At 54.9% G+C, this 24,287-nt stretch carries 25 protein-coding genes; 10 read left to right on the forward strand and 15 right to left on the reverse strand.

From position 1 onward, the window contains the following. The first annotated feature begins 392 nt into the window (after nucleotides 1-392). On the forward strand, nucleotides 393-902 hold the full coding sequence (locus ABF979_RS11520; RefSeq protein WP_415559900.1) for a hypothetical protein: 510 nt from the start codon (nucleotides 393-395) through the stop codon (nucleotides 900-902). A 654-nt stretch (nucleotides 903-1,556) separates the two neighbouring features. Here ABF979_RS11520 and ABF979_RS11525 read toward each other — a convergent pair. From ABF979_RS11525 to ABF979_RS11545, 5 genes are all read right to left on the reverse strand, one after another. Then, nucleotides 1,557-2,291, reverse strand: coding sequence for a transglycosylase SLT domain-containing protein (locus ABF979_RS11525; RefSeq protein ID WP_415559901.1), 735 nt, complete (start codon nucleotides 2,289-2,291; stop codon nucleotides 1,557-1,559). Between the two features lie 133 nt (nucleotides 2,292-2,424). Continuing rightward, nucleotides 2,425-4,224, reverse strand: a complete 1,800-nt coding sequence (locus ABF979_RS11530; RefSeq protein WP_415559903.1) for an aminopeptidase P family protein — start codon at nucleotides 4,222-4,224, stop codon at nucleotides 2,425-2,427. Continuing rightward, a complete protein-coding gene (locus tag ABF979_RS11535; RefSeq protein ID WP_415559904.1) occupies nucleotides 4,221-4,751 on the reverse strand; it encodes a GNAT family N-acetyltransferase in 531 nt (176 codons plus the stop codon). Before ABF979_RS11535 ends, ABF979_RS11530 begins: the two co-directional genes overlap by 4 nt. A gap of 1 nt (nucleotide 4,752) precedes the next feature. Then, a complete protein-coding gene (locus tag ABF979_RS11540) occupies nucleotides 4,753-5,658 on the reverse strand; it encodes a 50S ribosomal protein L11 methyltransferase (RefSeq protein ID WP_046901543.1) in 906 nt (301 codons plus the stop codon). Further along, nucleotides 5,658-7,886, reverse strand: coding sequence for an ATP-dependent helicase (locus ABF979_RS11545; protein ID WP_415559906.1), 2,229 nt, complete (start codon nucleotides 7,884-7,886; stop codon nucleotides 5,658-5,660). Before ABF979_RS11545 ends, ABF979_RS11540 begins: the two co-directional genes overlap by 1 nt. Here ABF979_RS11545 and ABF979_RS11550 point away from each other — a divergent pair. Next, complete coding sequence (locus ABF979_RS11550) at nucleotides 7,878-8,609, forward strand: JAB domain-containing protein (protein ID WP_415559908.1); 732 nt, start codon at nucleotides 7,878-7,880, stop codon at nucleotides 8,607-8,609. The genes ABF979_RS11545 and ABF979_RS11550 overlap by 9 nt on opposite strands. 128 nt (nucleotides 8,610-8,737) lie before the next feature. Then, nucleotides 8,738-9,496 carry a RadC family protein gene (radC, locus tag ABF979_RS11555; protein WP_415559910.1) on the forward strand — a complete coding sequence of 253 codons (759 nt, stop codon included), beginning with the start codon at nucleotides 8,738-8,740 and terminating at the stop codon, nucleotides 9,494-9,496. A 12-nt stretch (nucleotides 9,497-9,508) separates the two neighbouring features. Here the strand turns inward: radC and ABF979_RS11560 are convergent, their stop codons facing one another. The 6 genes from ABF979_RS11560 to rpmE form a co-directional block, all read right to left on the reverse strand. Further along, nucleotides 9,509-10,639: a 5-(carboxyamino)imidazole ribonucleotide synthase gene (locus ABF979_RS11560; RefSeq protein WP_415559911.1), complete on the reverse strand. Its 1,131-nt coding sequence runs from the start codon at nucleotides 10,637-10,639 to the stop codon at nucleotides 9,509-9,511. Beyond that, a complete protein-coding gene (gene purE, locus ABF979_RS11565) occupies nucleotides 10,636-11,160 on the reverse strand; it encodes a 5-(carboxyamino)imidazole ribonucleotide mutase (protein ID WP_415559913.1) in 525 nt (174 codons plus the stop codon). The genes ABF979_RS11560 and purE overlap by 4 nt, the downstream gene beginning before the upstream one ends. After that, nucleotides 11,160-11,360 carry a YdcH family protein gene (locus ABF979_RS11570; RefSeq protein ID WP_046901537.1) on the reverse strand — a complete coding sequence of 67 codons (201 nt, stop codon included), beginning with the start codon at nucleotides 11,358-11,360 and terminating at the stop codon, nucleotides 11,160-11,162. Before ABF979_RS11570 ends, purE begins: the two co-directional genes overlap by 1 nt. Nucleotides 11,361-11,520: 160 nt before the next feature. Then, nucleotides 11,521-12,105, reverse strand: coding sequence for a DUF1013 domain-containing protein (locus ABF979_RS11575; protein ID WP_046901536.1), 585 nt, complete (start codon nucleotides 12,103-12,105; stop codon nucleotides 11,521-11,523). 210 nt (nucleotides 12,106-12,315) lie between these two features. Then, entirely contained in the window at nucleotides 12,316-12,798 is a 483-nt protein-coding gene (locus ABF979_RS11580; protein WP_415559915.1) for an Hsp20 family protein, read from the reverse strand. 154 nt (nucleotides 12,799-12,952) lie between these two features. Beyond that, entirely contained in the window at nucleotides 12,953-13,177 is a 225-nt protein-coding gene (gene rpmE / locus ABF979_RS11585; RefSeq protein WP_046901535.1) for a 50S ribosomal protein L31, read from the reverse strand. Between the two features lie 194 nt (nucleotides 13,178-13,371). Between rpmE and mscL the strand changes: the two genes are divergently transcribed. Together mscL and ABF979_RS11595 are read left to right on the forward strand one after the other, a co-directional pair. Next, on the forward strand, nucleotides 13,372-13,830 hold the full coding sequence (gene mscL / locus ABF979_RS11590; protein WP_415559917.1) for a large-conductance mechanosensitive channel protein MscL: 459 nt from the start codon (nucleotides 13,372-13,374) through the stop codon (nucleotides 13,828-13,830). Next, complete coding sequence (locus ABF979_RS11595) at nucleotides 13,830-14,162, forward strand: hypothetical protein (protein ID WP_211503987.1); 333 nt, start codon at nucleotides 13,830-13,832, stop codon at nucleotides 14,160-14,162. The genes mscL and ABF979_RS11595 overlap by 1 nt, the downstream gene beginning before the upstream one ends. A gap of 75 nt (nucleotides 14,163-14,237) precedes the next feature. Here ABF979_RS11595 and secF read toward each other — a convergent pair whose 3' ends face one another. Both secF and secD read right to left on the reverse strand, forming a co-directional pair. Next, nucleotides 14,238-15,182, reverse strand: coding sequence for a protein translocase subunit SecF (gene secF, locus ABF979_RS11600; RefSeq protein ID WP_064273272.1), 945 nt, complete (start codon nucleotides 15,180-15,182; stop codon nucleotides 14,238-14,240). A gap of 5 nt (nucleotides 15,183-15,187) precedes the next feature. Further along, the gene (secD, locus tag ABF979_RS11605) at nucleotides 15,188-16,729 is read right to left on the reverse strand and encodes a protein translocase subunit SecD (RefSeq protein WP_415559925.1); all 1,542 of its coding nucleotides are present in this window, start codon (nucleotides 16,727-16,729) and stop codon (nucleotides 15,188-15,190) included. Nucleotides 16,730-16,880: 151 nt separating this feature from the next. Between secD and ABF979_RS11610 the strand changes: the two genes are divergently transcribed. After that, the gene (locus tag ABF979_RS11610) at nucleotides 16,881-17,876 is read left to right on the forward strand and encodes a Gfo/Idh/MocA family protein (protein WP_415559927.1); all 996 of its coding nucleotides are present in this window, start codon (nucleotides 16,881-16,883) and stop codon (nucleotides 17,874-17,876) included. A 12-nt stretch (nucleotides 17,877-17,888) separates the two neighbouring features. Here ABF979_RS11610 and ABF979_RS11615 read toward each other — a convergent pair whose 3' ends face one another. Both ABF979_RS11615 and ABF979_RS11620 read right to left on the reverse strand, forming a co-directional pair. Further along, nucleotides 17,889-19,700: an ABC-F family ATP-binding cassette domain-containing protein gene (locus ABF979_RS11615; protein ID WP_415559919.1), complete on the reverse strand. Its 1,812-nt coding sequence runs from the start codon at nucleotides 19,698-19,700 to the stop codon at nucleotides 17,889-17,891. A 58-nt stretch (nucleotides 19,701-19,758) separates the two neighbouring features. After that, nucleotides 19,759-20,490: a response regulator gene (locus ABF979_RS11620; protein WP_202207428.1), complete on the reverse strand. Its 732-nt coding sequence runs from the start codon at nucleotides 20,488-20,490 to the stop codon at nucleotides 19,759-19,761. Between the two features lie 222 nt (nucleotides 20,491-20,712). Here ABF979_RS11620 and ABF979_RS11625 point away from each other — a divergent pair, with 222 nt between their 5' ends. The 4 genes from ABF979_RS11625 (at nucleotide 20,713) to ABF979_RS11640 (ending at nucleotide 24,171) form a co-directional block, all read left to right on the forward strand. Next, entirely contained in the window at nucleotides 20,713-21,201 is a 489-nt protein-coding gene (locus tag ABF979_RS11625; protein WP_415559928.1) for a sigma-70 family RNA polymerase sigma factor, read from the forward strand. A 116-nt stretch (nucleotides 21,202-21,317) separates the two neighbouring features. Beyond that, nucleotides 21,318-21,893 (forward strand): sigma-70 family RNA polymerase sigma factor, encoded by a 576-nt coding sequence (locus ABF979_RS11630; protein WP_415559921.1) that lies wholly within the window; start codon nucleotides 21,318-21,320, stop codon nucleotides 21,891-21,893. Nucleotides 21,894-22,100: 207 nt separating this feature from the next. Beyond that, nucleotides 22,101-22,274 carry a NepR family anti-sigma factor gene (locus ABF979_RS11635; RefSeq protein ID WP_160298815.1) on the forward strand — a complete coding sequence of 58 codons (174 nt, stop codon included), beginning with the start codon at nucleotides 22,101-22,103 and terminating at the stop codon, nucleotides 22,272-22,274. A gap of 70 nt (nucleotides 22,275-22,344) precedes the next feature. Then, a complete protein-coding gene (locus ABF979_RS11640; protein ID WP_415559923.1) occupies nucleotides 22,345-24,171 on the forward strand; it encodes a sensor histidine kinase in 1,827 nt (608 codons plus the stop codon). Nucleotides 24,172-24,287 lie beyond the last annotated feature (116 nt).

Here is a 24,287-nt window from a genome sequence, read left to right on the forward strand (position 1 = left end):
AGCACTACCTTGACATGGTAGGGGTCACAGGTTCAATCCCTGTTGCGCCCACCACCCGATCCGGTCAGAAATCCCAAAAAATCAATAACTTAAATCATTCACTACTTTTCTGTGCTTGATATAGTCCGCTCAGAATTAGAGCACTCCAGAAAATAATCATTGGGCTAACTTTTCGCAAGAATTGAGAGCCCATCACTCAAAATCTCACCGGAAAATTACAGAGTGTTTCAGGGTAAATCCTTGCTGCGCGCAATTAAAATTCGCTACGCGGAATAATCCAGAAACAGCTCTCCCAGCACATTTTAGCTTTATCTGGCCCAATCAATTATCGGCAACATTCATTTTCAACCGCCCTTTGAGGCGGTTTTTTTCATATCTAGGGACTTTATTATATGCACTTTCTCAATCGCATCGCTGTGTTTGGCCTGTCGGGTATGCTGCTCGCTTCGACAGTGGCCTGCTCGACGACGAGCAACAACACCAGCTTCAACACAGCCGCCCTAAACAAGGATGCCGCGGCCATCGCTTATGCGGTTCAGATCATCGAAACAATGCCGGGTGTAATCAATCACCTGTCCACTGATGACAAGGCCAGGTTCGATAGCCTTGTAGCCCAGATCGAGAGCGTTACCACCTCGATTGAAGCCAGTTCTGGCGGATCCATTACGGTTGATACCGGGAAAAGCTGGGCAAAATCTCTTGGAGCCGACCTCAATACGCTGCTGACAATCGCGACCCCGATTGTGCAAACCTATTACCCTTCAGCTGCAAACTATATGCAGACCGTCCAGTCCATGGCTCCTCTGGTCGAAATGCTCGCTGGCTTGGTGGCAACTCCGTATACAGATGCATCAACAGACAATGCTGATTTGATCCGCGCTCGCATTTATCGGGGTATTTAACCCAATAGTGGAAACCACGAATTAAGGGAGAGACGCCTTGGCTACTTACTCCCTATACTTTTGGTTTTTGACGCGATTTGGAAGCCAGAACCCTCTATAAAAGACCTGAGGGAACGGACCCACGATCGAAAGCAAGAACAATTTTCGATCCTAGGTTGCTAATAAGATTTTAAGCCATTGTGACGCTCATGACATTTTGCAGGGCACTTTGCGATTGTTCCCGGATTTCTCAAAATGACGGTTTTCGCTTATCGAGAGGAGACCTGACCATTTAAAGGAACCTCTACGCTGTCGATCAGTGCCAATTTTGACCCATTCGAGGTCTTTCGAGCTTTCTGGACACTTTTGAAAGAACTCTACTGGCTCATGCTGTATCTCTATCATCTTTTGACAGGTTTCTCCCCGCAACGTTGATCCCCTCTAACGCGTTGTCGTCAGCCTCCTGCTGCTAGGCTGGCTATATCGTGGAGAGAAATTATGAGGTTCCGTTTTCTTTTGGGGCCTATCCTTTTGGCCTTTGGGCTGACAGCCTGTGCTCACGACCATCACTCTGATCGTGTTGATCGCACTCACTGGCGCCAAGGCGATACACCAGGTCCATATTCCGGATACAAGCACAATAACTGGACCGCACCCGGCAGGTAGTCCAACGCCTCAGTTTTGTCGCCAAGCCATCCGGACGGGACTTGCACGATAAGACATCAGGTCGCGGCCATGGCTTTCAGTTCCTCCTCCGTTATTTGTCACATGATGAATAATGCGCGGAGGAGGAGCGTAAGCAGTATGGCTCACAGTTGATGGCGGGAATCTACTAGAAGTAGTCGTTCTCGCCTGCAAGGAACTTCTTGGCACATTGGTCGCTATTCGTTCATCAGACTGCGGCACGATAACCCGCAGACCTGAACCAGTCATAACCACCTGCGGCAAGAAATCTGGCGGCCTGTAAATGTCATTCTTCCCATTCCAGACTGCCATGACATGCTCTTCATATTCCGCGCCCAAAGCAGGCGTTAAAGAGTGATAGGCAGCCGTTGCCGCATTCCAGCCACGCAATTGCGTGAAAAGATTTTTTAGAAAAGAAGCCCCATATCTGACATTGGTGAGGGGGTCGAAAGCCTCTTCTAACGAGAGAAATGCATTCGGGTGGTGATGAAGATTGACCTGCATGCAGCCAACATCAATCGATGTGATGCCTGCACTCCGAAAAACTTCAACTGCAGCGATAGCCTCAGCTTTTGAAGGATAAAAATATCCTTTTCCGGCAGCATTCACAGTCCAAGGCCAAGCGACCGTCCGACCCGATAAAGGGTCACGACGGCCACTCTCTACACGGCTGATAGCCCCCAAAAGACCGTTCGGAATACCAGCCTGTGGCTCTGCAATAGACACGGCCTCACTGCATGCGCGCGCCATATCCCAGTCATTGGCGCCTGCCGATGAGGTAGCGACACTTATACAGAATAGAAAAAACAGGAGTTTCCCGGTCATACCAACCTTATGACCGGGAAAAATGAATAAACGCTTACTGAATACCGGTCGTTTCGCGCATCATCGGCGCACAGACTTTCTCAAGCCACTCCTGCACATCAGGCTCAACAACCGGACCTACGCGCGTCAAAACCTCTGCGTGATACGCATTAAGCCATGCGAGTTCAGCATCATCCAGTAGCGTCACATCAATGAGCGCTCGATCAATCGGCGTGTAGCTCAGGATTTCAAATTCGAGAAATACGCCTTTCGCCCCTTGATATGAGGAAGGCTTAACAAGCATCAGATTCTCAATCCGGATGCCATAAGCCCCCGGCTCGTAATACCCAGGCTCATTGGAGACAATCATCCCCGCTTCCAAGGCTGTTGGACGCGGCGCAGGGGAAATGTTCTGCGGGCCTTCATGCACGGACAGATAACTGCCAATGCCATGTCCGGTCCCATGATCATAATCCAGCCCAACCTGCCAAAGAGCAGCACGCGCCAAAACATCCAGACGATGCCCTGTGGTCCCCGGGGGGAAACGCACGCGCGATAACGCGATATTTCCCTTCAGAACACGCGTAAACGCTTCTTTGACGTCCTGAGGAGCTGGCTCCGGCCCGATCCAGAGCGTCCGTGTGATGTCAGTCGTCCCGAACGGATACTGCCCACCACTATCAATCAGATAAACGCTATTGGCCGGAAGCACGCGGTCCTTGCCGACTTCTGCACGATAATGCGGATATGCCCCATTCGGTCCTGAGGCCGAAATCGCATCAAAACTCTGTTCCCGATAGTCGGCAGAGCGTTGGCGGAACATCCCAAGACGCTCCACAAGATCCGTCTCCCGTTGTCCCGCAGCAGATATCGAAACGGAATGGAGGAAACGTGCCATCGCAATACCGTCGCGCTGGTGTGCCTGACGTGCACCATCCTGTTCGGTCAGGTTTTTGACAGCCTTGGGTAGCGTGCAGGGATCATTCCCATCCACCACCGAAGCGCCAGCGGTTTTCAGGGTCGTTTCGAACCAAACTGGCGTCGTCACAGGATCAAGCCGCACGACCTTGCCATTCAGCGCTACGAGGCGTTTTTCCAGTGTACTCGGTGCCTGAACAGCGACCTCTTCATCGAGCGCTGTAGCCAGATCGTCTTCAACGCGGGCAGGGTCCACAAACAGCTCTGCCCGACCATCAGCATGCAGCAGGCCATATCCATGGGCCACAGGCGTTAGCGGGACATCACTACCGCGAATATTCAGGAGCCAGGCGACGGATGTGCAGTCCGCCAGCACCACAGCATCCTGTCCGGCTTTCCGTAGCCCGGCAGCGAGGCGCTGGCGCTTACTTGAACTTGTTTCCCCCGCCAGTTCCACACCGTGATTAATGACGGGATTAGCCGGCGCAGCAGGCCGGTCGAGCCATGCCTCATCAATCGGGTTAAGTACCAGCGGCACCAGTTCAACCCCGGGAGCACTCCAGGATGCCAGCATGGAACGGCTGACCAGTTTGGGGTCATATCCAACGCGCTTACCCTGCGCATTTTCTTCCAGCCAGTCTGACGCAGGCTCCATGCTCACATGTCGCCGCTCCCAGAGATCATGGGGAACCTGTTCCTCCATCTGAACGGTATAACGTCCATCCGAGAAGACGGCAGCAGCATCCTGGAGAATAACCGCCAGACCCGCGCTCCCCGTAAAGCCGGTCAGCCAGGCCAGACGGTCAGAGCAGGGGGCAACATATTCCCCAAGATATTCATCCCCCCGCGGGATGATGAAACCTGCAACGCCCAGCGCCTCACACGCCTTGCGAACAAGAGTAGGGCGCTCTTTGAGCGGAATGGAGGAAAGGGTCATGGAAAGTCCTTTTCCGGTTTGGAAACAGCCTCAAGGCAGAGCGTCATGAACAAAAGATCCAGCCAACGGCCACCCTTTCGTCCAACCTGAGGCAAAATACCGTTATTTTGAAAGCCTAACCGCTGATGCAGCGAGATGGAGGCCTCGTTGCCAGCCGTAATCCCGGCCACCATCACATGAAATCCAGCTGTTTTTGCATGTTGGACCAACTGATTTAGCAAAAGCTTGCCTAGTCCACGTCCCTGGCACTTGGATGAAACATATACGGAGTGTTCGACCGTGCCAGCATAGCCTTCGAAAGCCCGGAATGGTCCATAGGATGCGTACCCGCAGACCACGCCATCCCCATCAACCGCCACGAAAACCGGAAAGTTCTGAGCCTGTCGATCAGCAACCCATTTTCGACGCTGCTCCATCGTGAACGGCGTGTTGATCCAGAGTGCATCAGTATGCTCGATGGCATCGTTCGTAATCCGCAGAATTGCGGGAAGGTCGGCCTCCTGAACCTCACGGATTACGACAGACATCTTAGCCTCTTTTACGCAGAATCAGGGTCGCCCAGTCGCCTTCACGCAACAGACGTTCCAGAACCAGCCCCTGACGGCGATGCGCAGCCAGGACCATATTCGCCTGTGTGTATAACAGTCCAGCCAGAATAGCCGTGCCGTTCGGCGCCAGATTGATGGCGAGAGACTGCGCCATCCGGCAGAGAGGACGCGCCAGAATATTGGCAAACACGAGATCATACGGCGCCTTGACGCGCACCTGAGCCGTGTTCCAGCCATTTCCGAAGCGACAGTCCAGCAGGTTACCCTGTCCGTTCAGACGGGCATTGGCTTTGGCTGTCCGCACAGACCATGGCTCAATGTCGACAGCTAGAACCGGGCGATGCAGCAGCTTCGCCGCAGCCATCGCCAGAATACCCGAGCCACACCCCATATCCAGAATATGATGAGGTTTGCGATATGCCACCATTTCCAGTGCTCGCAGGCATCCTCGCGTTGATCCGTGTTCACCCGACCCAAAGGCAATACCGGCATCAAGAGTAATGGTCAGGCGCGAGCGGTCAGGCTCGCCATGCAGATGAGTTCCTCGGATGGCAAACCGCTTGCCAACGTCCTGCTGCGGAAAGGATTCATAGGTCCGTGCCAGCCAACCTTCGGCTTCCGTTGCCTCACGAAGCAGTTCTGCCTCACAACCCGTCAGAAGACGCGCAACGGACAACGCACTTTCAAGCTCGTCTTCCTTATAGCCAGTGTCTTTGACACCTTCGATGCGCCAGTATTTCTGTGCATCATCAGCCTCAAAAATCCCGACAGTCTCACAGACACACATCAGGGCCTGTTCGAAAAGAGGAACAAATTCCTCCTCCACCGTAATGGACAGGGTTTCAAGCGCACTGGCATGGCGTCGGCCAATGCTGCGGGGTGCCATCACGATCTGATCTCCACGAAATTTGCCATGACGCGCTTGATGCCGCCATTTTCAAAGTTGATTTCCAGTCGGCTGCCATCCACCGCAATCACGGTGCCTTCGCCAAACTTCTGATGAAAAACCGTTGCTCCAAGAGGCACATTCGCCTGCGGCTGCACATCCGTAACGCGTGGGCGAGGGGTCTGAGCCTCCCCTGAAGAACGACGCGTACTCGTAAACGGGCCGGACGCAAACATGGAAGGCGCTGCCGCAGCCTGCCTCCGGCTTTCAAGAGACTGCCCGCTCGTCTGAACGTATTCGGACGGAATTTCTTCGATAAACCGGCTCGGCATCGAGGCTTGCCAGTTCGCATAAATGCGGCGGCTGGCCGCATGAACAACGATGGCCCGAAGCCTCGCCCGTGTGAGACCGACATAAGCCAGACGTCGTTCTTCCTCCAGCGCCCGGTTGCCGCCTTCGTCCAGGGACCGCTGAGACGGGAAAACCCCTTCCTCCCAACCGGGAAGGAACACCGTATCGAACTCCAGTCCTTTGGAGCCGTGCAACGTCATGAGGCTCACTTTGTCGTCGCTCGTCTCGCTTTCCGTATCCATGACAAGCGCGACGTGTTCCAGAAAACCTTCGAGCGTCGCGAACTCGCCAATCGCCCGCAAAAGCTCGCGGATGTTATCAAGTCGGCCCGGAGCTTCCACAGAGCGGTCATCACGCCACATTTGCAGATAGCCGCTGTCTTCCAGAAGCTGCTCAACAGCCACCACCTGACCTTCTGTCTCAAGCGTCGCTTTCGCGCGCTGAAACGCTTCCATCAGACTGGTCAGGGCCTCTTTGGACTTCCCCTTGAGCGCACCTTGTTCAATCTGCGTCAGAACACCAGCAGTTAACGGGCCGGGCAGGGTGCGCGCTACACCATGTAGCTTCTGCACAGCCACAGCCCCTACACCACGCTTCGGAACATTGATGATCCGTTCAAACGCCAAGTCGTCCGAAGGCTGCGACAGAACGCGCATGTAAGCCAGACAGTCCCGGATTTCCGAGCGTTCATAAAACCGCAGACCGCCAACAATCCGATAGGGTATGCCTATCGTCATCAGGCGCTCTTCAAATGGCCGCGTCTGGAAGCCAGCACGCATCAGGATGGCCATTTCAGACAGCGGATGACCATCGGCATGAAGGCGTTCAATCGCGCCACCAACAATTCTGGCTTCCTCATCGGAATCCCGAACCCCGATAATCTGAACCTTCTCGCCCTGCGCATCCTCACGGCCGGGACGGAGCGTCTTGCCTAACCGTCCTTCATTGTGAGCAATCAGTCCCGCCGCCGCCGCCAGGATTTGCGCCGTCGAGCGATAATTCTGTTCCAGCCGCACAACAGCGGCACCGGGAAAATCCTTCTCAAACCGGAGAATATTTTCAACTTCGGCACCGCGCCAGGAGTAGATCGACTGATCGTCATCCCCCACACAGGCAATGTTGGATGGACCCTGCTCGCGCTTCGCCAGTAGACGCAACCACAGATACTGGATCGTGTTGGTGTCCTGATACTCGTCCACCAGAATATAGCGGAAGATCCGATGATACTGCGCCAGCACATTCGGCTGGGACCGCAGGATCTCCACCATGTGCAGCATCAGATCGCCGAAATCGCAGGTATTCAGTTCGCGCAGCCGCTGCTGGTAGCCGCGATAGATGGCTAAGGCCTGCCCATTGGCAAAATCCGTATCTTCGGCAGGCGTCACGCGATCCGGCGTCAGGCCCCGATCTTTCCAGCGCTGGATGATGCCCATGAGCTGGTTAGGCGGCCAGCGCTTCGTATCAAGCCGGAACGGCTCCATGATCTGCTTCAACAAGCGAAGCTGATCATCCGTATCCAGAATATTGAATCCGCTCGTCAGGCCCACATATTCCGCATGACGCCGCAGCATCCGCGCGCAAATGGCGTGGAATGTGCCAAGCCAGAGCCCTTCGGCAGGCTCCCCCAGAAGAGCACCAACACGCTCACGCATTTCACGCGCAGCCTTGTTGGTGAACGTCACGGCAAGGATCTGACTGGGGTAAGCCCGTCCGGTCAAAAGAAGATGGGCAAAGCGCGTCGTCAACACGCGCGTCTTTCCCGTTCCTGCACCGGCAAGAATCAGCAACGGGCCTTCGGTTGTCTCGATGGCACGTCTCTGCTCCGGGTTCAGGCGGGAGAGATACTCGGGGGTGGGGATGAGAGGGTCTTGCGGCACACTCCCGATATAGAGTGTGATGGCTCTATGGCCAACACATCATCTCCCCGGATCACTCTGACACGCGGCACCGGACCACAAGGCCATCGAGCCAGAATGCGAACACGCGTCCTGACCAATGGCGCCGAAACCCTTGCAGATTACGAAATTCTGGAAATGCTGCTGTTCTTGGGCATCCCGCGCAAGGATACCAAGCCGCTCGCAAAAGGCCTCATCAGCCACTTCGGAAGCCTGATCGGCGTTTTCCGCGCATCCACACAGGATTTAAGAGGCGCAGGCCTCAACGACGACACCATTCGCGCACTCAGACTGCCAGCCGTTGCGGCAGAACGACTGGCATCTGCCGAACACCGCGAACGACCCGTTTTAGGGGATTGGCCTCAGCTGATGAAATATCTTGAGACCGCCCTGGCGGGAGCAATCCGCGGGCAATTCCGCCTTTTTTATCTGGACAATCGCAATCGTCTTTTATCCGACGAAGCGGCTCCGGAACTCGAAAATATTACCGTCCTGAATCGCGCTATCGCAATCCGTGCACTTGCCCTGCACGCCACCGCCATCATCGGACTTCATGTTCAGCCAGCTTTAAAGCCAGTCGCGCTTTCAACCGCTGCTCGAACGCTGGAAACCGCACTTAGGCCACTTTCGATTGTTCTGCATGATATTCTCTTGGAGGTGCCCGACACCCCGGTTCGCAGCTTTCGACAGGAAGGCTTGCTATAAGGCCATAGGAAAGTTGGGTTCTGTGACCTCTGCCGTGTGAAGGCAGTGGTCACAGAACTCATATCGGAATACCCCAACACCATATTCTGTGGCTTGATAACAACACTTGGGAAATGCCACAAAAACACATGGACGATATGCTGGCAGCCGAAGACGGATTTTCTGAAGTTCTGAATAGCTCTCTGCTTCAGACCATAAAATCCGCGGCCGTGACCACTCAGCGATCAACCGAGTTACCCGAGCCTTCAAGGGCATTGCTGAGCGGACGAGGTCGTCATCTGGACGACGATATTCTTCTCAGAATGGTCGTCACTCTTTTCACCGGCGACGAAGCAAAGGCAGAGACTTTAAGCCCCTTATTGCTTGAACGATTTGGATCGCTGGCGGGCATTCTGGCAGCCACAAACAGGGAATTGGCCAGCATAAAGGATATGGGATCACACATAATTCCAATGATCCGGGTCCTGCATGAGGCTGCACTTCGTTATAATCGTGAGCGGTTACCCAAAATTGATATTCTCGATAGCGAGCAGAAGCTTCTCGACTATTTGACAGCCAGACTTGCCCGAGAAAACACCGAGCAATTCCGTATCCTTTTTCTCAATGAGAAAAACAGCCTAATCGCTGATGAAGCTCAGGCACGCGGTACGGTCAACCACACCCCTGTGTACCCCAGGGAAGTCGCCCGCCGAGCAATCGAAATTGAAGCCACGTCCCTCATCTTGGTGCACAACCACCCAAGCGGTGACCCAACGCCCTCACAAGCCGACATCCAGATGACCCAGCAGGTTCAGGCCGCACTGGATGTTGTGGGCGTCCAGCTCATGGATCACCTCATCATCGGCAATGGAAAACATACCAGCTTCCAACGGCTTGGCCTGATCTAGCGCAAGCCACTCTCAGCCCCTCGGAGGCAATAATCCTTCAAGGGCCAGTTCGCCCGGCAATGCGCCACGCGGAAAGAGCGTGTTGACGTGCCCCATCTTCCGGCCCGGTCGTGCCTCGTGCTTGCCGTAGAGATGCAGTGATGCACCGTCCGTGGCCAGTATGGCAGGAACCCGCGCCATATCTTCCGGCCCGACAAGATTATGCATGACAGCGTCCGAATGACGTCGCGCAGGTGGAAGGGGAAGCCCTGCCACAGCCCGAATATGCATTTCAAACTGATCGATCAGACAGGCGTCCATCGTCCAATGCCCTGAATTGTGTGGCCGTGGAGCAATCTCATTGACCAGCAACTGACCATCAGCGGCGTGGAACATTTCCACTCCCATAATGCCGACCAGTTCAAGATCCGTCGCAATGCGTGTTGCGATGGCCTGAGCGTGCTCTGCGAGATCCGGCATAATAGGTGCGGGAGCCAAGGTAACGTCCAGGATACCGTCGCGGTGGCGGTTTTCCACTGCGTCGAAACACCGTACTGTGCCGTCAATTCCGCGAACAACCATCACACTCAGCTCACGCTGAAAATCGATCATTTTTTCCGCAACAAGCGGGTACGGCAAGTCCGCCAACGCAGAAAGTGCTTCAGCACTTTCAACTCGAAACTGTCCTTTCCCGTCATACCCAAAACGGGTCGTTTTCAGAATGAGAGGAAAACCCAGTTCTTCCAGCGCAGAGAGATCCTCTGCCCCGGATACCGCTTTCCACGGCGCCAGTTCCACCCCAGCCTGAGCCAGCCGGGTTTTTTCCAGAACCCGGTCCTGACTGATCCTGAGGATCTCGCCACCAGGACGGACGGGACGACGTTTTTCGAGCAGTGACAGACCATCAACACTGATATTTTCGAATTCGAAAGTAACAACGTCACAACGAGCAGCAAAATCTTCCAACGCTATTGGATCATTGTAAGACCCAACTGTCGCAGAAGCTGAAACTTCGATAGCAGGGCTCGTGGCCGCCGGATTCAGGATATGAACACGATAACCAAGCTTGGCAGCCGCCATTGCTGACATGCGTCCCAACTGGCCGCCACCAATAATCCCGATTGTACTTCCAGGTGCAAAAACCTGATTATTCTGAACCGTCATTCGACAGGAATGTCCGCAACAGCTGCCGTCTGAGTGCCGCGCCACGCATCAAGACGTGCAGCCAGCTCCGGATCGGCCAAAGAGAGAATGGAAGCCGCCAACAGGCCAGCATTCTTGGCCCCAGCCTTGCCAATCGCCAGCGTTCCAACAGGCACGCCGCCTGGCATCTGAACGATGGACAGCAGGCTATCCTGCCCCTTCAGGACATGACTTTCCACCGGAACACCAAGAACGGGAAGGGACGTCCACGCCGCGCACATGCCCGGCAGATGGGCAGCACCGCCCGCGCCAGCGATAACGACATGCAATCCACGGCTGCGGGCCGTACGCGCATAGTCCGCAAGACGATCTGGCGTCCGGTGTGCAGAGACAATCCGACGTTCATGGGCAATGCCCAGTTCGTCCAGAATGTCACAGGCATGCCGCATGGTTTCCCAGTCAGACTGGCTCCCCATGATGACACCAACGCGCACAGCGTCTTCTGCTTGAATGGTCTCGCTCGGAGAAAGGATCTGGCTCATCAGGCAATGTTATCCGGAATCAGACGGGTCTCGATCCAGGAAATCTCGTCTTTTAGCTGCAGCTTGCGCTTTTTAAGGCGCAGGATCTGGAGCTGATTGAGGGGATGGTCCACCAGGCGCTCAATAACCGTATCAAGATCGCGATGCTCGCTCCGGAGTTCGTGGAGGCGGCGGAGCATGGCATTGTTATCGGTCATCATTGCTATCGGTCCCGGAACTCTGTCACGGCATGATGACGAACAGAATTCATTCCGTCCATCGTCATGAATCCATATCACGGCTGAGGCGGCCTAAACCAGTCAGGCCCGCACCAATAAAAAAGGATGCAGCTTCGTGAAAAGCTACATCCTTGATTTCAGCTCAGTGAGCGCTGTCTTCATGAGCGTCGTAGGCACTCACCACAGGAAGCGTCTGTCCCTCACGGGCAAGACGGTCGTTGGCAGCTGAAACCGCTGCGTTCAGATCCATCTGAGTGCAAAGACCGAGAATGACCGGATCGCGCGGCTTAATATTCGCGCTATTCCAATGCTGGCGGTCACGCACCTTGATGATGGTGTCCTTCGTCGTACCCAGAAGCTTTACGATCTGAGCTTCCGTCAGATGCGGGAACTGACGAAGAACAAACGCAATGGCGTCAGGTCGGTCATTGCGCTTTGCAACAGGCGTATAACGCGCGCCCTTGGCGCGACGCTTCACCGGGCTGCCAGATGACAGGATCTTCAGCTTGGAGTCTGGGTTCGCTTCGCAGCGCTTGATCTCGGCGTCAGACAGCTGATGATTTTTGACCGGATCGTAGCCGTTGATCCCGGCCGCAACTTCACCATCAGCAATTGCCTGAACTTCAAGCGGATGCATGCCACAGAATTCAGCAATTTGAGTAAAGGTCAGGCCGGTTTTCTCGATTAGCCAGACGGCCGTGGCCTTGGGCATCAAAGGCAGGGTCATGTCAGTGCGTTCCTTTTGGGGCGCTAAGGGGCCGGCGAGAGCGCAGGCACCGATTGGCGTACCCGGAGAGGAACGAAAGGCCGCTCGGGATATGATCGCGGCACCTGCTGGATGCACGGCGATAATGAGAAACGGTATGGGGCACCATCACACATCTGGTCAAGGTCGAAACGGCAGGGCAAATCCAAAAACCGCCCTGCCGATCCACCGTCATGCAGCGTGCTGCGTGCCAGCGTATGAGGATGCCGCTACGTTCTGATGACCAGGAACACCATTTCCTGTGACAATCGGAATACGGCGCGGCCGGACAGCTTCAGGAACAACCTGCCGCACTACGATAGTCAATAGACCATTCTGAAGCTCGGCCTGATCAATTTCTGTGTGATCGGCAAGCACGAAGCGCCGCTCAAAAGCTCTCGTCGCAATACCACGATGAAGCCACTCACGATCCCGGGTATTTTCGGGAACGCTGCCACGAATGACAAGCGTATTGTCTTCCTGCAGAACCTCAACATCATCCGGGCCAAAACCGGCAAGAGCCATAGTCAAGGCGTAGTCTGTCTCGGCAGTTTTTTCGATATTGTAGGGGGGGTAGCTCGGCATAGCCTGAGCATTGGCAGCGTTGCCAGCCATACGGGCAAGGCGATCAAAGCCAATTGCGCTGCGGAACAGCGGCGTAAAATCGTATGTCATGAAAACCTCCTCAAGGCAGGGTTCATCTAATGCAATCCCCAATTGGCAGACTGCGTTTGGTTTACCGGCCATGACCCCGAAGGCATCATGACCGATATTCCAGATGGTACCTGTCCTGCGCCCCTTCAAGAGGGGAGCGTGGAGGCAGACAAGCTTACTTGCGGGTACCGATACCAGCGAAGCGCTTGTTGAACTTGGCAACCTGGCCTCCGGTGTCGAGCATACGCTGCACGCCAGTCCAGGCCGGATGGGACTTCGGATCAACGTCGAGACGCAGCGTAGCACCAGGCTGACCATAGCAGGAGCGGGTCTTGTACTCGGTGCCATCGGTCATGATGACGTTGATTTCGTGGTAGTCGGGATGAATGCCGGATTTCATGAATTCTCTACTCCAGGAAAAAAGCTCCGATACCGACCGGAGCGAATCATGAGGCGCGTATAACGGAAACCGCTCAAGGATGAAAGCACACTTTACGGGATCGCATGAGTCCGTTTATCCCTTGGGCGATGCAGGTAGCGCTTTTCCGGCCTGCAACCGCAGTGATGCGGGTTCCCCCAAGAGAGGTTCGAAATATGAGCGAAACGAAACATGCCCTGCATACTCCGGGCTGGCTGAGCGACTTCCAGAAATTCATTATGCGCGGAAACGTGCTGGATCTCGCCGTTGGTGTCATCATCGGTGCGGCCTTCACCACTATTGTGAACAGCGCCGTCAAAGATGTCCTGACGCCCTTCATCGGCCTCCTAACAGGTGGTGTGGATTTCTCTAACCTCTTCATCACCCTGAAGGGTCCGGTCAAGGATACACTTGCAGAAGCACAGAAGGCCGGTGCGGTTACCGTCAATCTGGGTGTTTTCCTGAATGCTGTCATTCAGTTCCTGATCGTGGCATTCTTCATCTTCTGGGTTGTGCGCCTCATCGGCAAGCTTCACCGCAAGGAAGAGGCTGCACCAGCAGCGCCGCCAGCACCGACCAAGGAAGAAGTTCTCCTGACAGAGATCCGCGACATTCTGGCCACCAAGGCTCCCTGATGTCACGGCAGGCTCCTTTCGGAGCAACCTTCACCCGCAAACTGACAGGTTTTGTTTTGGTGGGGAGCCTGCTCTGTGGATGCGTGGCACGTCCTTTCGAAGGCGTGCCCCCATCTCCGAATGCCAGACTTTATGCGTATCTTATTGCTCACGGCATGGCACGAGGGGCGTTAATGAGGGGAAAAGTTACCCCCCAGAATGTTCAAAAGCTCATAAGCCTCGACCATGATGCTCAAAAAGCAGTTCTGAATGCTACAAGGCTTCAGACATCATCGGAAAATCGTCAGGCAGACGCCGCAATCGCAGCATTTCTGACCAGCTTCGATAGCTAGACATTCCGCCTCACGGCACAAAAAAACCGGCTCTGACTGAGCCGGTTTTTTGTGCCTGATAAAGTCTTCAGAGCGTCATTCCGTATCGGAAGAAGGAGTTTTCCGAAGTCGCTTTTCACCCATCAAAAGCAGCAGGGGAGCAGCGATGAAGATGGAAGACGATGTTCCAACAACGATACCGAATAGCATGACCGTTGCGAACCCGGTCAGCGTGCTGCCACCAAACAAAGCAAGCGGCAGGGCCGCCAGAAAGACGGTCATGGAGGTGCCGAGCGTACGATTCAGGGTCTCATTGATGGAGAGATCCAGAAGTTCGCGCAGCGGCATCGTACGGTATTTGCGAAGATTTTCACGGATACGATCATAAACAACCACCTTGTCGTTGGTGGAATATCCGAGGATCGTCAGCAATGCGGCAACCATCACCAGATCAAACTCAAAACGCGTAATGGCGAGGAAGCCCACGGTTTTCGTCAGATCCAGAATAAGTGTCACCACAGCACTAATGGCGAACTCACGCTCAAAGCGGATCCAGATGTAAGCCAGAATCATGGCCAGACTGAAACCGAGCGCCAACAGGCCATCACGGAAAAGCTCGGAAGATACCGAAGCACCCACAGCATCAGCCCGCAGAACCTGCGTACCGGGTTCAGCCGCTGAGATGGCGGTCTTTACACCATCGACAAGCTTCTGTGTCTGCGCTTCACGATCCGCACCTTCCGGCGCATTGATTGAGATGCGGACATCCCGGGGAGAACCGAAGGCCTGAACAGCATCCGGATGAATGCCGGCTTTTTCCAAAGCAGAGCGCAGCTTGCCAAAATCTGCGGCTCCCGGCGTTTGGGCTTCGACGATGATACCACCCCGAAAATCGAGACCGAGTTTCAGGCCCGGCTCGAAAAACAGAATGACAGAAGCAATGGAGAGAACCGCCGAAACGATAAGCCCCATATGACGGCCGCGCATGAAGTTGATGCGCCGATCGTCACGGACAAAACGGAGAAGGGGACGTGACAGCATGACGTTCAGACCGGCAGTTCTTTGGGACGGGCAAGGGCATACCACCGCACGACAAGGAAGCGTGACAGCAGCAGGGTCGTGAAGAGGGTCGTCACGATGCCGATGGTAATCGTCAGGGCGAAGTTCCGCACGGGACCCGTGCCGAACACGAACAGCATGACATGCGCGAGAAACGCCGTCGCATTACTGTCAACGATTGTGCTGGTTGCGCGCTCGAAGCCAGCCTGCAGCGCCTGAAGCGGCGCACGCCCGCGCTTCACTTCTTCTCGGATACGCTCATTGATGAGGATGTTGGCATCCACAGCCATACCAAGCGTCAGCAGCATACCCGCCATACCTGGCAGCGTCAGTGTCGCTTGGAAAAGAGACAGGATTGCGACCATCAGGATCAGGTTGGCGAACAGCGCAATATCCGCATACAGGCCGAAGCGACCGTAGAAGAGCACCATGAACACCACGACCAAGACAAATCCGGCCGCAAGGCTGAGAATGCCAGCGTGGATGGACGCAGCGCCAAGGCTCGGACCAATCGTGCGCTGCTCAATAACAGCCAACGGAGCGGGCAAAGCACCAGCACGCAGCAGAAGCGCAAGATCGGACGCACTGTGGGCATCGAAGCCACCTGTGATCTGACCACTCCCTGCCGTAATAGGATTAATAATGTTCGGCGCTTCGATAACCTTGTTATCAAGCACGATCGCAAACCGCTTACCCACATTAGCGCGGGTCGTATTGGCAAAAGCCGTTGCACCAGCGCTATTGAGTTGGAACGTCACGGCCCAGCCACCGCTCTGCTGATCGATCACCGCACCTGCGTTCGTCAGATCCGTGCCGTCAACATCCACATGGTCCTGTACGGCAACCTGAGAATGGGTGCTGATGTCTTCCAGCATCGCCGAACCGGGGCTGGCCACACTGGGGTTTGGCGCCAGCAGACGGAACGTCAGACGGGCAGTTGTTCCCAGAAGAGTCTTGATCCGCTCAGGATCACTGACACCTGGCAATTCCACGACAATCCGGTCATCACCTTCACGGGCGATACTTGGATCAATAGCACCCGTCGCATCAATACGGCGGCGAACGATCTCAATGGACTGGGCAACAGCGTCCCGGGCACGCGCCAACATGGCATCATGCTGAAGCGTTAGAACGATGCGCCCATTGGCCTCAGCAACATGAAATTCATCAGGCACAACGACAGGAAGATCCTGCATCGTCTTCAGGGCAATAGCGCGCTCCGCATCTGAGCGTGGCTCAAAGCTCAGGCTGGCCGTCTGATCATCCTTCTGGAAGTCACGGTAACCGAGAGATTTGTCCAGAAGGGTCTGACGTGCCTGATCCTGAAGAGACTGCAAGCGGTCATGCTCAAGAGACTTCAGATCAAGCTGCAGCAGCAGATATGAACCACCACGGAGATCAAGGCCAAGGTGGATCTGCCGCCAGGGCAGGGACTGCGTGGGGGCACGCATGAAATTGGGCAGACAGAACAGGAGGCCGATCAGGCAGATGCCTGCGACGCCCAGCAGTCTGAGCCGGCTATAATACATCATAACGGGTCGAGATGTCCTCGGCGGGTTTGGACGGTTCGAGTTTCTTGCGCGGGACCATGCCGCTTCCGCAATGCCGATGCAACCTTTCACCAACATTCCGCCCCTGACGGCTTTGCGAAGCCGTGATGGACTGGTAATCCTGTCACTCATGAACACTCGGCGACAGCTTCGGGTCGGCATCGTCGGTGCCGGTCACTTCGGGCGATTTCACGCCCTCAAATCAGCCGCAAATCCGGCTGAAAATCTGGTGGCGCTTTTCGACCCTGATCCGGCACGTGCGACAACAGTCGCTCGTGAGGCACGTTGTGCCGTTGCAGAAACTTACGAGGCCCTGCTGAATTCGGTCGAGGCTGTGATCATTGCAGCCCCAGCCGAACATCATTTCCGACTTGCCAGCGAAGCCCTTAACGCGGACCGTCATGTTCTCGTTGAGAAGCCGATCGCCGCCACTTTGGATGAAGCTCGCAATCTGGCGGATCTCGCATCCCGGACGGGCAAAGTTCTTCAGGTGGGCCATCTGCTGCGCTACTCCGCAGAGCACAGGGCAATCACAGAGCGTATCGACAAGCCGCTCTATATCGAAGCCACACGCATCGCGCCTTTCAAGCCGAGAGGGACAGATGTGTCTGTCATTCTGGACCTGATGATCCATGACCTGGATCTGGTTCTTGCAATTGTAGACAGCCCGATTACGGACATCGATGCCATTGGCGCAGCCGTTTCAAGCGAACACGAGGACATCGCGAATGCGCGGGTCCGATTTGAGAACGGATGCGTCGCCACAATCACAGCGAGCAGAATTTCCCTTAAAACAGAACGCCGTATGAGACTTTTCTCACAGGAAGGCTACCTGTCAGCAGACTTCATGGAGCGCAAACTCAGCTTCATTGGCAGAGAACGTGGCCTCCCTCTACCGGGAACTGGAGGCTTCAAACGCGAAGCCATCAGCTGGCATGACCACGACAACCTTGCCGTAGAGCACGAAGCTTTTGCTGAATCATGCCTTAACGGTGCACCAGTGCTGGTTGATGCCCAAGCTGGAATCCGAGCGCTCGATGCGGCAATCCGCGTCACCGAAAGCATCCATGCGTCTCGCAAAGCTATGGAGCTCTCAGGCCTTATCCCGGTAGCAGATAAGGCCTGAAAACCTTATTTTTTACTGGCTTTCCAGCTCTTCTTTTTTGGCTTCCAGTTCAAGCCATTGCTCTTCGGCGTCAGTCAATTCACACTCTGCCGCCTGAAGAGCATCACTGATCTTGGTGAATTTTGCTGGGTCCTTGCTGTAAAGCACGGGGTCAGACAATGCCTCGCGATACGTAACAATAGCCTTTTCAAGCTTAGTCATTTTGCCGGGAAGAAGGTCAAGGGTCCGCTTGTCATTATAACTAAGCTTCGTCTGCTTCTTTTCTGATTTTACAGTGTTTTTTGATACAAGGTCATTCTCACCCCGATCTTCTGAATGACGCTCAACAGGGGCTTCACCGCGCCTCTGAGCCAGCATGTCCGAATAGCCACCGGCGTACTCGATCCACTGTCCATCGCCCTCGGATACGAGAACAGATCCCGCTACACGATCAAGAAAATCACGATCATGGCTGACCAGAAGAACGGTCCCCGCATAGTCCGCCAGCATTTCCTGCAACAGATCTAACGTTTCCAGATCAAGGTCATTGGTGGGCTCATCGAGCACCATCAAGCTGGATGGCTTGGCCAGCGCGCACGCAAGAGCAAGACGCCCCCGCTCACCACCAGATAATTTTCCAACGGGCGTACGTGCCTGTTCCGGACGGAACATGAAGTCCTTCATATATCCGATAACGTGACGCTTCTCATTCCCGACCTGAACCATATCCCCACTGCCGCCTGTAAGGGTGTCAGAAAGGCTTTTGGTCGGGTCCAGACTTTCACGCTGCTGATCCAGCGTCACCATGGCAACAGACGGTCCGATATAAACAGATCCTTCCTGCGGGGGCATGCGACCGGTCAGAAGACGAATAAGAGTGGTCTTTCCTGCACCATTGGCGCCAACCAACCCCAAACGGTCTCCGCGCAGAATCTTGAGATCGAGATTTTTTACAATCGTGCGATCCCCATACGCCCATCCCAGGCTTTCCGTACCGATCGTAATTTTGCCGCCACCATCTGCTTCCGTCGCAGACATGCGCAGCGTGCTGGTGCCGCGCGCGGAGATTTCTCGGCGGTTGTTTCTCAAGGACGCCAGCTCAGCGACACGGCGGACATTACGCTTCCGGCGCGCTGTCACGCCATAGCGCATCCAGTCCTCTTCCCGAGCGATCTGACGATCCAGCTTGTGAGCATCACGTTCTTCCTGCTCCAGAACCTCATCGCGCCAAGTTTCATAGCGCGAAAACCCCTGGTCCAGACGCCGCGTCTTGCCCTGCTCAAGCCACACCACACTTCGGGATAACGTCTCAAGAAGGCGTCGATCATGGCTGATGACAATCATGGCGCAGCGCGATGAGGCCAGCTCTTTTTCCAGCCATGTAATCGTCGGAAGATCCAGATGGTTTGTCGGCTCGTCCAGCAGCAGAAGATCTGGCTCCGCAGCCAAGGCGCGGGCGAGGGCGCAACGGCGAACCTCACCGCCAGATAGCCGTTCGCACCCTTCGTCACCTGTCATGCCAAGTTCAGCGAGCATGGATCGAGCCCGATAGTGCTCCGTCTCATCCAGCCCATCTGCGACATAATCGAAGGTGGAAGAGTAGGCCGTCAGATCAGGCTCCTGCGCAAGGTAATGCACCTTGACGCCCGGCTGTACAAACCGGGTCCCGTCGTCAGCAACAATGTCGCCAGCCGCGATCTTGAGGAGTGTAGACTTACCGGAGCCATTCCGCCCCACAAGGCAAATGCGCTCGCCCGGAAGAACGCCGAGCTCGGCGCCATCAAGGAGCGGGCGTCCGCCAAGAGTGTAAGTAATATTCTGAAGAAGAAGAATGGGTGCCGACATATCCCCTATGTGTCGCAGGGAACGTTTGCCCGCAAGGCACCCAAAGCCTGATTTTGTCTCAGACGGACTTTATCCCACCCGTGACGGCCTGATAGGTCGCTACAGCCAACGCCATCGGCTCGAATGGTTTCGTAATCACGAAGGAGGGCTCATGCGCTTCTCCGGTCAGCAAACGCTCTGGATAAGCCGTAACGAAAATAACAGGCGTTTCATGTGTTTTCAGAATACGCCCGACCGCATGCATGCCGTCACCGCCACCTCCGAGATTGATATCGGCCAGAATAAGCCCCGGCTTGGTCTCGGCAGCCAACTTCACCGCATCAGCCTCCGTATAAGCAACGCCAGCGATCTTGTGGCCGCAACGCTCGACCAGATCCTGAATATCCATGGCGATAATTGGCTCATCTTCAATGATGAGGACCGTCGTCTGCGCAATGCCCTGAAGAGCCTGCCGTGCCACAGCCAGATTTGCCGCAGCATCTTCTTCAGAAATTGAAAGTGCCCGTGCCGCAGAAGCCAGGGACTGCTCTTCAAGAGAGGTCAGAAGCATCAGAGCTCTCTGAACAAGGGTCATGTCCGGGCGATCGGCGTTCCGCTCTGAGAACGCCTGCACAAGCTTGCCATACAGTGCCAGCCGGGGAGGGAGATCAGATTTCTCTTCCGCAAGAAAATCCTTCAGCGCACTGGCTACCAACTGGTCTCCCTGTGCCTGATCTCCAGCCAGGGCACGGGCAAAACGGCGAGCATACGGTACCGCCGCAATGAGTTCGTGACGTGACGTGTCAGCCATGGATCCTCAGCCTCTTGATAATTAGACAGCCGCGCGGAAACCTTATGAAGGACTATCCGTTTGTGGCGATTGAATAATCATGACACGAGCGACCGGATACGCCTAGTGTCTGTCTGCACTTGCAGCTTTCACCTTCCCGAAAGGATACCCCCTCTGACGGCACCTGTTTCCGAGCCTGAGACGGCTGTACAGGAAAAAAGAGGCACTTCCTTTCATCAGGAGTTGCTGAAAGCACTGCCAGACCTTCGTGGTTTCGCACGGTTTTTGACGCGCGACGCCGTGACGGCTGATGACCTTGTACAGGATACGGTCGTTCGCGCGCTTGCTGCACAGACGCAGTTTCAGCCAGGAACCACACTTAAAGCCTGGCTCTTCACAATTCAGAGAAATGCTTTCTACGAACAACGCCGACGCTCCTCGCGTGAGCAGGAAATCATGCAGGATGTCGAGATGGATATGCCGCTCTCAACCGAAACACCCTCAATGCAAAGCGCAAGGGATGCCGTCACGGATCTGGGAGAACTGATCTGGAGACTTCCGGATCTGTTGCGGGAAGCCATTATCCTCGTAGGCGCACAGGAACTCTCTTATGACGAGGCCGCCTGTATCTGTAATGTCCCCCCAGGAACCATGAAGGCGCGGGTTTCAAGAGCGCGAAGCCAGCTTTCTATTCTGGCGGACGGGCAAACTCCTCAAGAATCCACCCATTAACCTGTTGAAAATTATTATTTTTCCAGAAATTCGAAAAAAACTTACATCGGGATGCAACGATCCTGGAACCCTGTTCATTGATCCCATGAAACAGGACGAAACCAGGAGTATTTCCCATGACGTTCCATGATCAGGTTATTGCAATCCTACCGAAGCTGCGTGTGCAGGCTCTGTCCCTGACGCGCAACCGCGCTGCTGCGGAGGACCTTATTCAGGACGCCGTGTGCAACGCTCTGGCCGCCCAGAACAGCTTTATTCCCGGCACAAACTTCTCAGCATGGATGCATCGCATCCTGCGTAACCGCTTTATTTCCGACCTGCGCAAGCGTCGCGAGACGACCGACATCGATGATGTGCCGGCTTCAACCTTTGCCAGCCCGGCAACCCATGAAGACCGGCTCGCTCTGAAAGACCTGTCATTGGCTCTTTCCCGCCTGCCAGCCGACCAGCGGGAAGCCCTTGTCATGGTTGTTATTCAGGGCATGAGCTACGAAGCTCTGGCCGAGGCAACAGATTGCGCTGTCGGTACAGCTAAGAGCCGCGTTTTCCGTGCCCGCCGTCAGCTGGAAGCCTGGATGACTGGCGATATGCCAAGCAACGATAAGCTGCGCGTTAAGGTGAAGGCGCTACGTGACGCGATCGATGTCCGTCATCGCGCTGGACAGTCTGCGGACGATCTCCTTTTCTCATAAGCAGTGATGAACTCTTTGCCTCATGGGAACGTTGGTATTTCGCCCATTTCGGAATTGAAGCGATTGCGGTAAGTGTACCGTTTTTGTAAACAGTTCTTTACTGTCGCTTGGCTACGCAACTCTCACAGAGCGGTTGGCCAAATCGACAGTCTGCAGGGAGCAGAGGCGATTATTCTGCGTTGTCACAGAGAGACTCAGGACTAGAAAATGACCGGAGGAGACAAGTCCCAATCCTCATCCGGAAAATCCAAAGGGGATGATCAGGATTCTCCTTTTGGTATCTGGCTGAGTCGTGGACTGCATCAGCTCTTTGACGATGTTGCGAGCGAACCTATTCCTGAAGAGCTTTTAAAGCTGATCGAAGAAGACCGGAAAAAGTGATTGCACAGGAAGCCCGGCCTGAGATCCTGGGTGGCAGGTCATAAAGGGTTCCGTCATTCCTTATCGCAAAATGGTTTTTCGCAGTGTGCGTATGTTCGATACGGTCGGGGCCCGTGTAATGGCTCTGATTGTTGCGACAACGCTTCCGCTTGCGACAATCGCAGGTCTGTTGGCCTGGCATAGCTATCAGGAAAATGTTGGCAACGCTTTGGCCAGAACCGAACGCGATGCCCAGGCTGCGCTCTCTGAACTGTCAAGTGATCTGGATCAGACGCACAGCGTTCTGGATATGCTGGCCGACCGCGATATAACCGCAGAAACCGCACTCCGCGAATTCGGCCTGGTCCAAACGATTTCACAGCATCACTATTGTTCCCTGATGCTGACAGACGCGCAGGGACATCCCTCTGTTGTGCTCCCACCGCCGTCTTCTCAAGACCCCGCGATCTGCCCTTCAGGCCAACTTCTTACAACGCTGGCCAAAAATGCTGAACGCCCTAATATCGGCGTGGATGTTATCAAAGGGGGACGTGGCCCTCTGGTAAGATTCGTCGTTCCCCTAATGAGCCAGGGAACGATAGCAGGATACATTATCGCGGTACGAACACTTGGTTGGCAGCGTAGTCATCTGCCTGTCGGGGATGGGAGACTACTCCTCGGTGTAAATGACAACGCGAGACATCTTCTCATGATGGGAGATGGGTCGATTTTTTCGCTCTTCCCGGATCACCCTTACATTCCCACGCTGCCTCCTGCTGTTCATGATCGCCTCAAAAGAGATCTTACCAATCATGCCTTGCATGACTCGTTCACGTCCCAAGGCACAACTTATGTGCTGCAGAACGCCTATGGCCCAGTAAGCCTGCTGGTTGCCACTGAGCGCACCCGTGAAGAGAACCGTGCCCTTAATATCTTTTTGATTCGCGTAAGTCTGATTGCCACTCTTCTGGTTCTGGAGTTGCTCATCGTAGCTTGGGCTGCCCGAACCTTTCTTGTCGAGCCATTGGAAAGGCTTGCTCTGGCAGTAGCGGACTGGAGGCGAGGGGCGCCCTTCGATCCAAGAATTAACCGCTCTATCCCACTGGAAATTCGACACCTGGAGCGCGCCTTTCTTAGAGCAACGCGCCGATTGACACGCCATGAGCAGGCCTTGGAGAAATCCGCACACCATCAGGACATGCTTATCCGGGAAATTCATCACCGGGTTAAGAACAATCTTCAGGTCATTGCATCACTGCTGAATCTTCAGGCCAGCCGCATTCGCTCTCATGAAGCGCGAGAGGAATTTCGACTGGTACGAGACCGGGTACGCGCACTCGCGACACTGCATCGCTATCTGTATTCTGAAAATGGTTTGTCCGCTCTGGATGTTCAGAGCTTTCTGGAAGAGCTCTGTTCAATTCTCTTTTCGGCCCACAGCATGAATACGCAAACGCGGATCAGGCTGGAGCTGGACATCGAACACGTCCTGATCTCGCCAGATCAGGCCGTGCCAGTTGCGTTGATTGTCACCGAAGTCGTCAGCAACGCCCTTCGTTATGCCTTTCCGGAAAATCGATCCGGTATCATTCGTATTTCCCTTCATCGCGTCCAAAATCCTCCCGCCGATAAAACGGGATTAGTGGCGTTCGAGCTTGGGGATGACGGAATCGGACTTGAAGCCTCACGCGCTACGGAGTCACGCAACAGGCGAGAAGGAATCGGCATTCAGTTGATCCGTGGATTTGCCCGCCAGATCAACGCGGATCTTCTGATCTCGAATGAAGATGGCACATGGTACAACATGAAGTTCGTACCTGCGGATCCATCTCCGACAGCTGTCGCGATTGCTCACAAAGCAATCCACAGCGAAGAGTCGCTAGCGTCCACGAGCACGCGCAAACCGTCCGACTCCTGAAATACGCACTTAAAATCTAAATAAGCAGCAAGAAATGCGTCAAAGACTGTCTTGTGGCGACTTTGCGACCTATATGCAGGGATCATGAAGGCCGACAAGACAATCGCAAAAGCGTG

Source organism: Gluconobacter sp. (genome assembly GCF_047723935.1).
Classification (GTDB): Bacteria; Pseudomonadota; Alphaproteobacteria; order Acetobacterales; family Acetobacteraceae; genus Gluconobacter.

Bases quoted from the DNA above. Each gene is read 5' to 3' on its own strand.
- ABF979_RS11570 (WP_046901537.1), bottom strand. From the start codon at position 11,360: ATGATGACCGATAACAATGCCATGCTCCGCCGCCTCCACGAACTCCGG.
- ABF979_RS11520 (WP_415559900.1), top strand. From the start codon at position 393: ATGCACTTTCTCAATCGCATCGCTGTGTTTGGCCTGTCGGGTATGCTG.
- ABF979_RS11640 (WP_415559923.1), top strand. From the start codon at position 22,345: ATGGTTTTTCGCAGTGTGCGTATGTTCGATACGGTCGGGGCCCGTGTA.
- ABF979_RS11630 (WP_415559921.1), top strand. From the start codon at position 21,318: ATGACGTTCCATGATCAGGTTATTGCAATCCTACCGAAGCTGCGTGTG.
- ABF979_RS11610 (WP_415559927.1), top strand. From the start codon at position 16,881: ATGAACACTCGGCGACAGCTTCGGGTCGGCATCGTCGGTGCCGGTCAC.
- ABF979_RS11620 (WP_202207428.1), bottom strand. From the start codon at position 20,490: ATGGCTGACACGTCACGTCACGAACTCATTGCGGCGGTACCGTATGCT.
- ABF979_RS11560 (WP_415559911.1), bottom strand. From the start codon at position 10,639: ATGACGGTTCAGAATAATCAGGTTTTTGCACCTGGAAGTACAATCGGG.
- ABF979_RS11535 (WP_415559904.1), bottom strand. From the start codon at position 4,751: ATGTCTGTCGTAATCCGTGAGGTTCAGGAGGCCGACCTTCCCGCAATT.
- ABF979_RS11530 (WP_415559903.1), bottom strand. From the start codon at position 4,224: ATGACCCTTTCCTCCATTCCGCTCAAAGAGCGCCCTACTCTTGTTCGC.
- ABF979_RS11615 (WP_415559919.1), bottom strand. From the start codon at position 19,700: ATGTCGGCACCCATTCTTCTTCTTCAGAATATTACTTACACTCTTGGC.
- secF (WP_064273272.1), bottom strand. From the start codon at position 15,182: ATGCTGTCACGTCCCCTTCTCCGTTTTGTCCGTGACGATCGGCGCATC.
- radC (WP_415559910.1), top strand. From the start codon at position 8,738: ATGGACGATATGCTGGCAGCCGAAGACGGATTTTCTGAAGTTCTGAAT.
- ABF979_RS11575 (WP_046901536.1), bottom strand. From the start codon at position 12,105: ATGACCCTGCCTTTGATGCCCAAGGCCACGGCCGTCTGGCTAATCGAG.
- ABF979_RS11635 (WP_160298815.1), top strand. From the start codon at position 22,101: ATGACCGGAGGAGACAAGTCCCAATCCTCATCCGGAAAATCCAAAGGG.
- ABF979_RS11540 (WP_046901543.1), bottom strand. From the start codon at position 5,658: ATGGCACCCCGCAGCATTGGCCGACGCCATGCCAGTGCGCTTGAAACC.
- ABF979_RS11595 (WP_211503987.1), top strand. From the start codon at position 13,830: ATGTCACGGCAGGCTCCTTTCGGAGCAACCTTCACCCGCAAACTGACA.
- purE (WP_415559913.1), bottom strand. From the start codon at position 11,160: ATGAGCCAGATCCTTTCTCCGAGCGAGACCATTCAAGCAGAAGACGCT.
- secD (WP_415559925.1), bottom strand. From the start codon at position 16,729: ATGTATTATAGCCGGCTCAGACTGCTGGGCGTCGCAGGCATCTGCCTG.
- ABF979_RS11580 (WP_415559915.1), bottom strand. From the start codon at position 12,798: ATGACATACGATTTTACGCCGCTGTTCCGCAGCGCAATTGGCTTTGAT.
- mscL (WP_415559917.1), top strand. From the start codon at position 13,372: ATGAGCGAAACGAAACATGCCCTGCATACTCCGGGCTGGCTGAGCGAC.
- rpmE (WP_046901535.1), bottom strand. From the start codon at position 13,177: ATGAAATCCGGCATTCATCCCGACTACCACGAAATCAACGTCATCATG.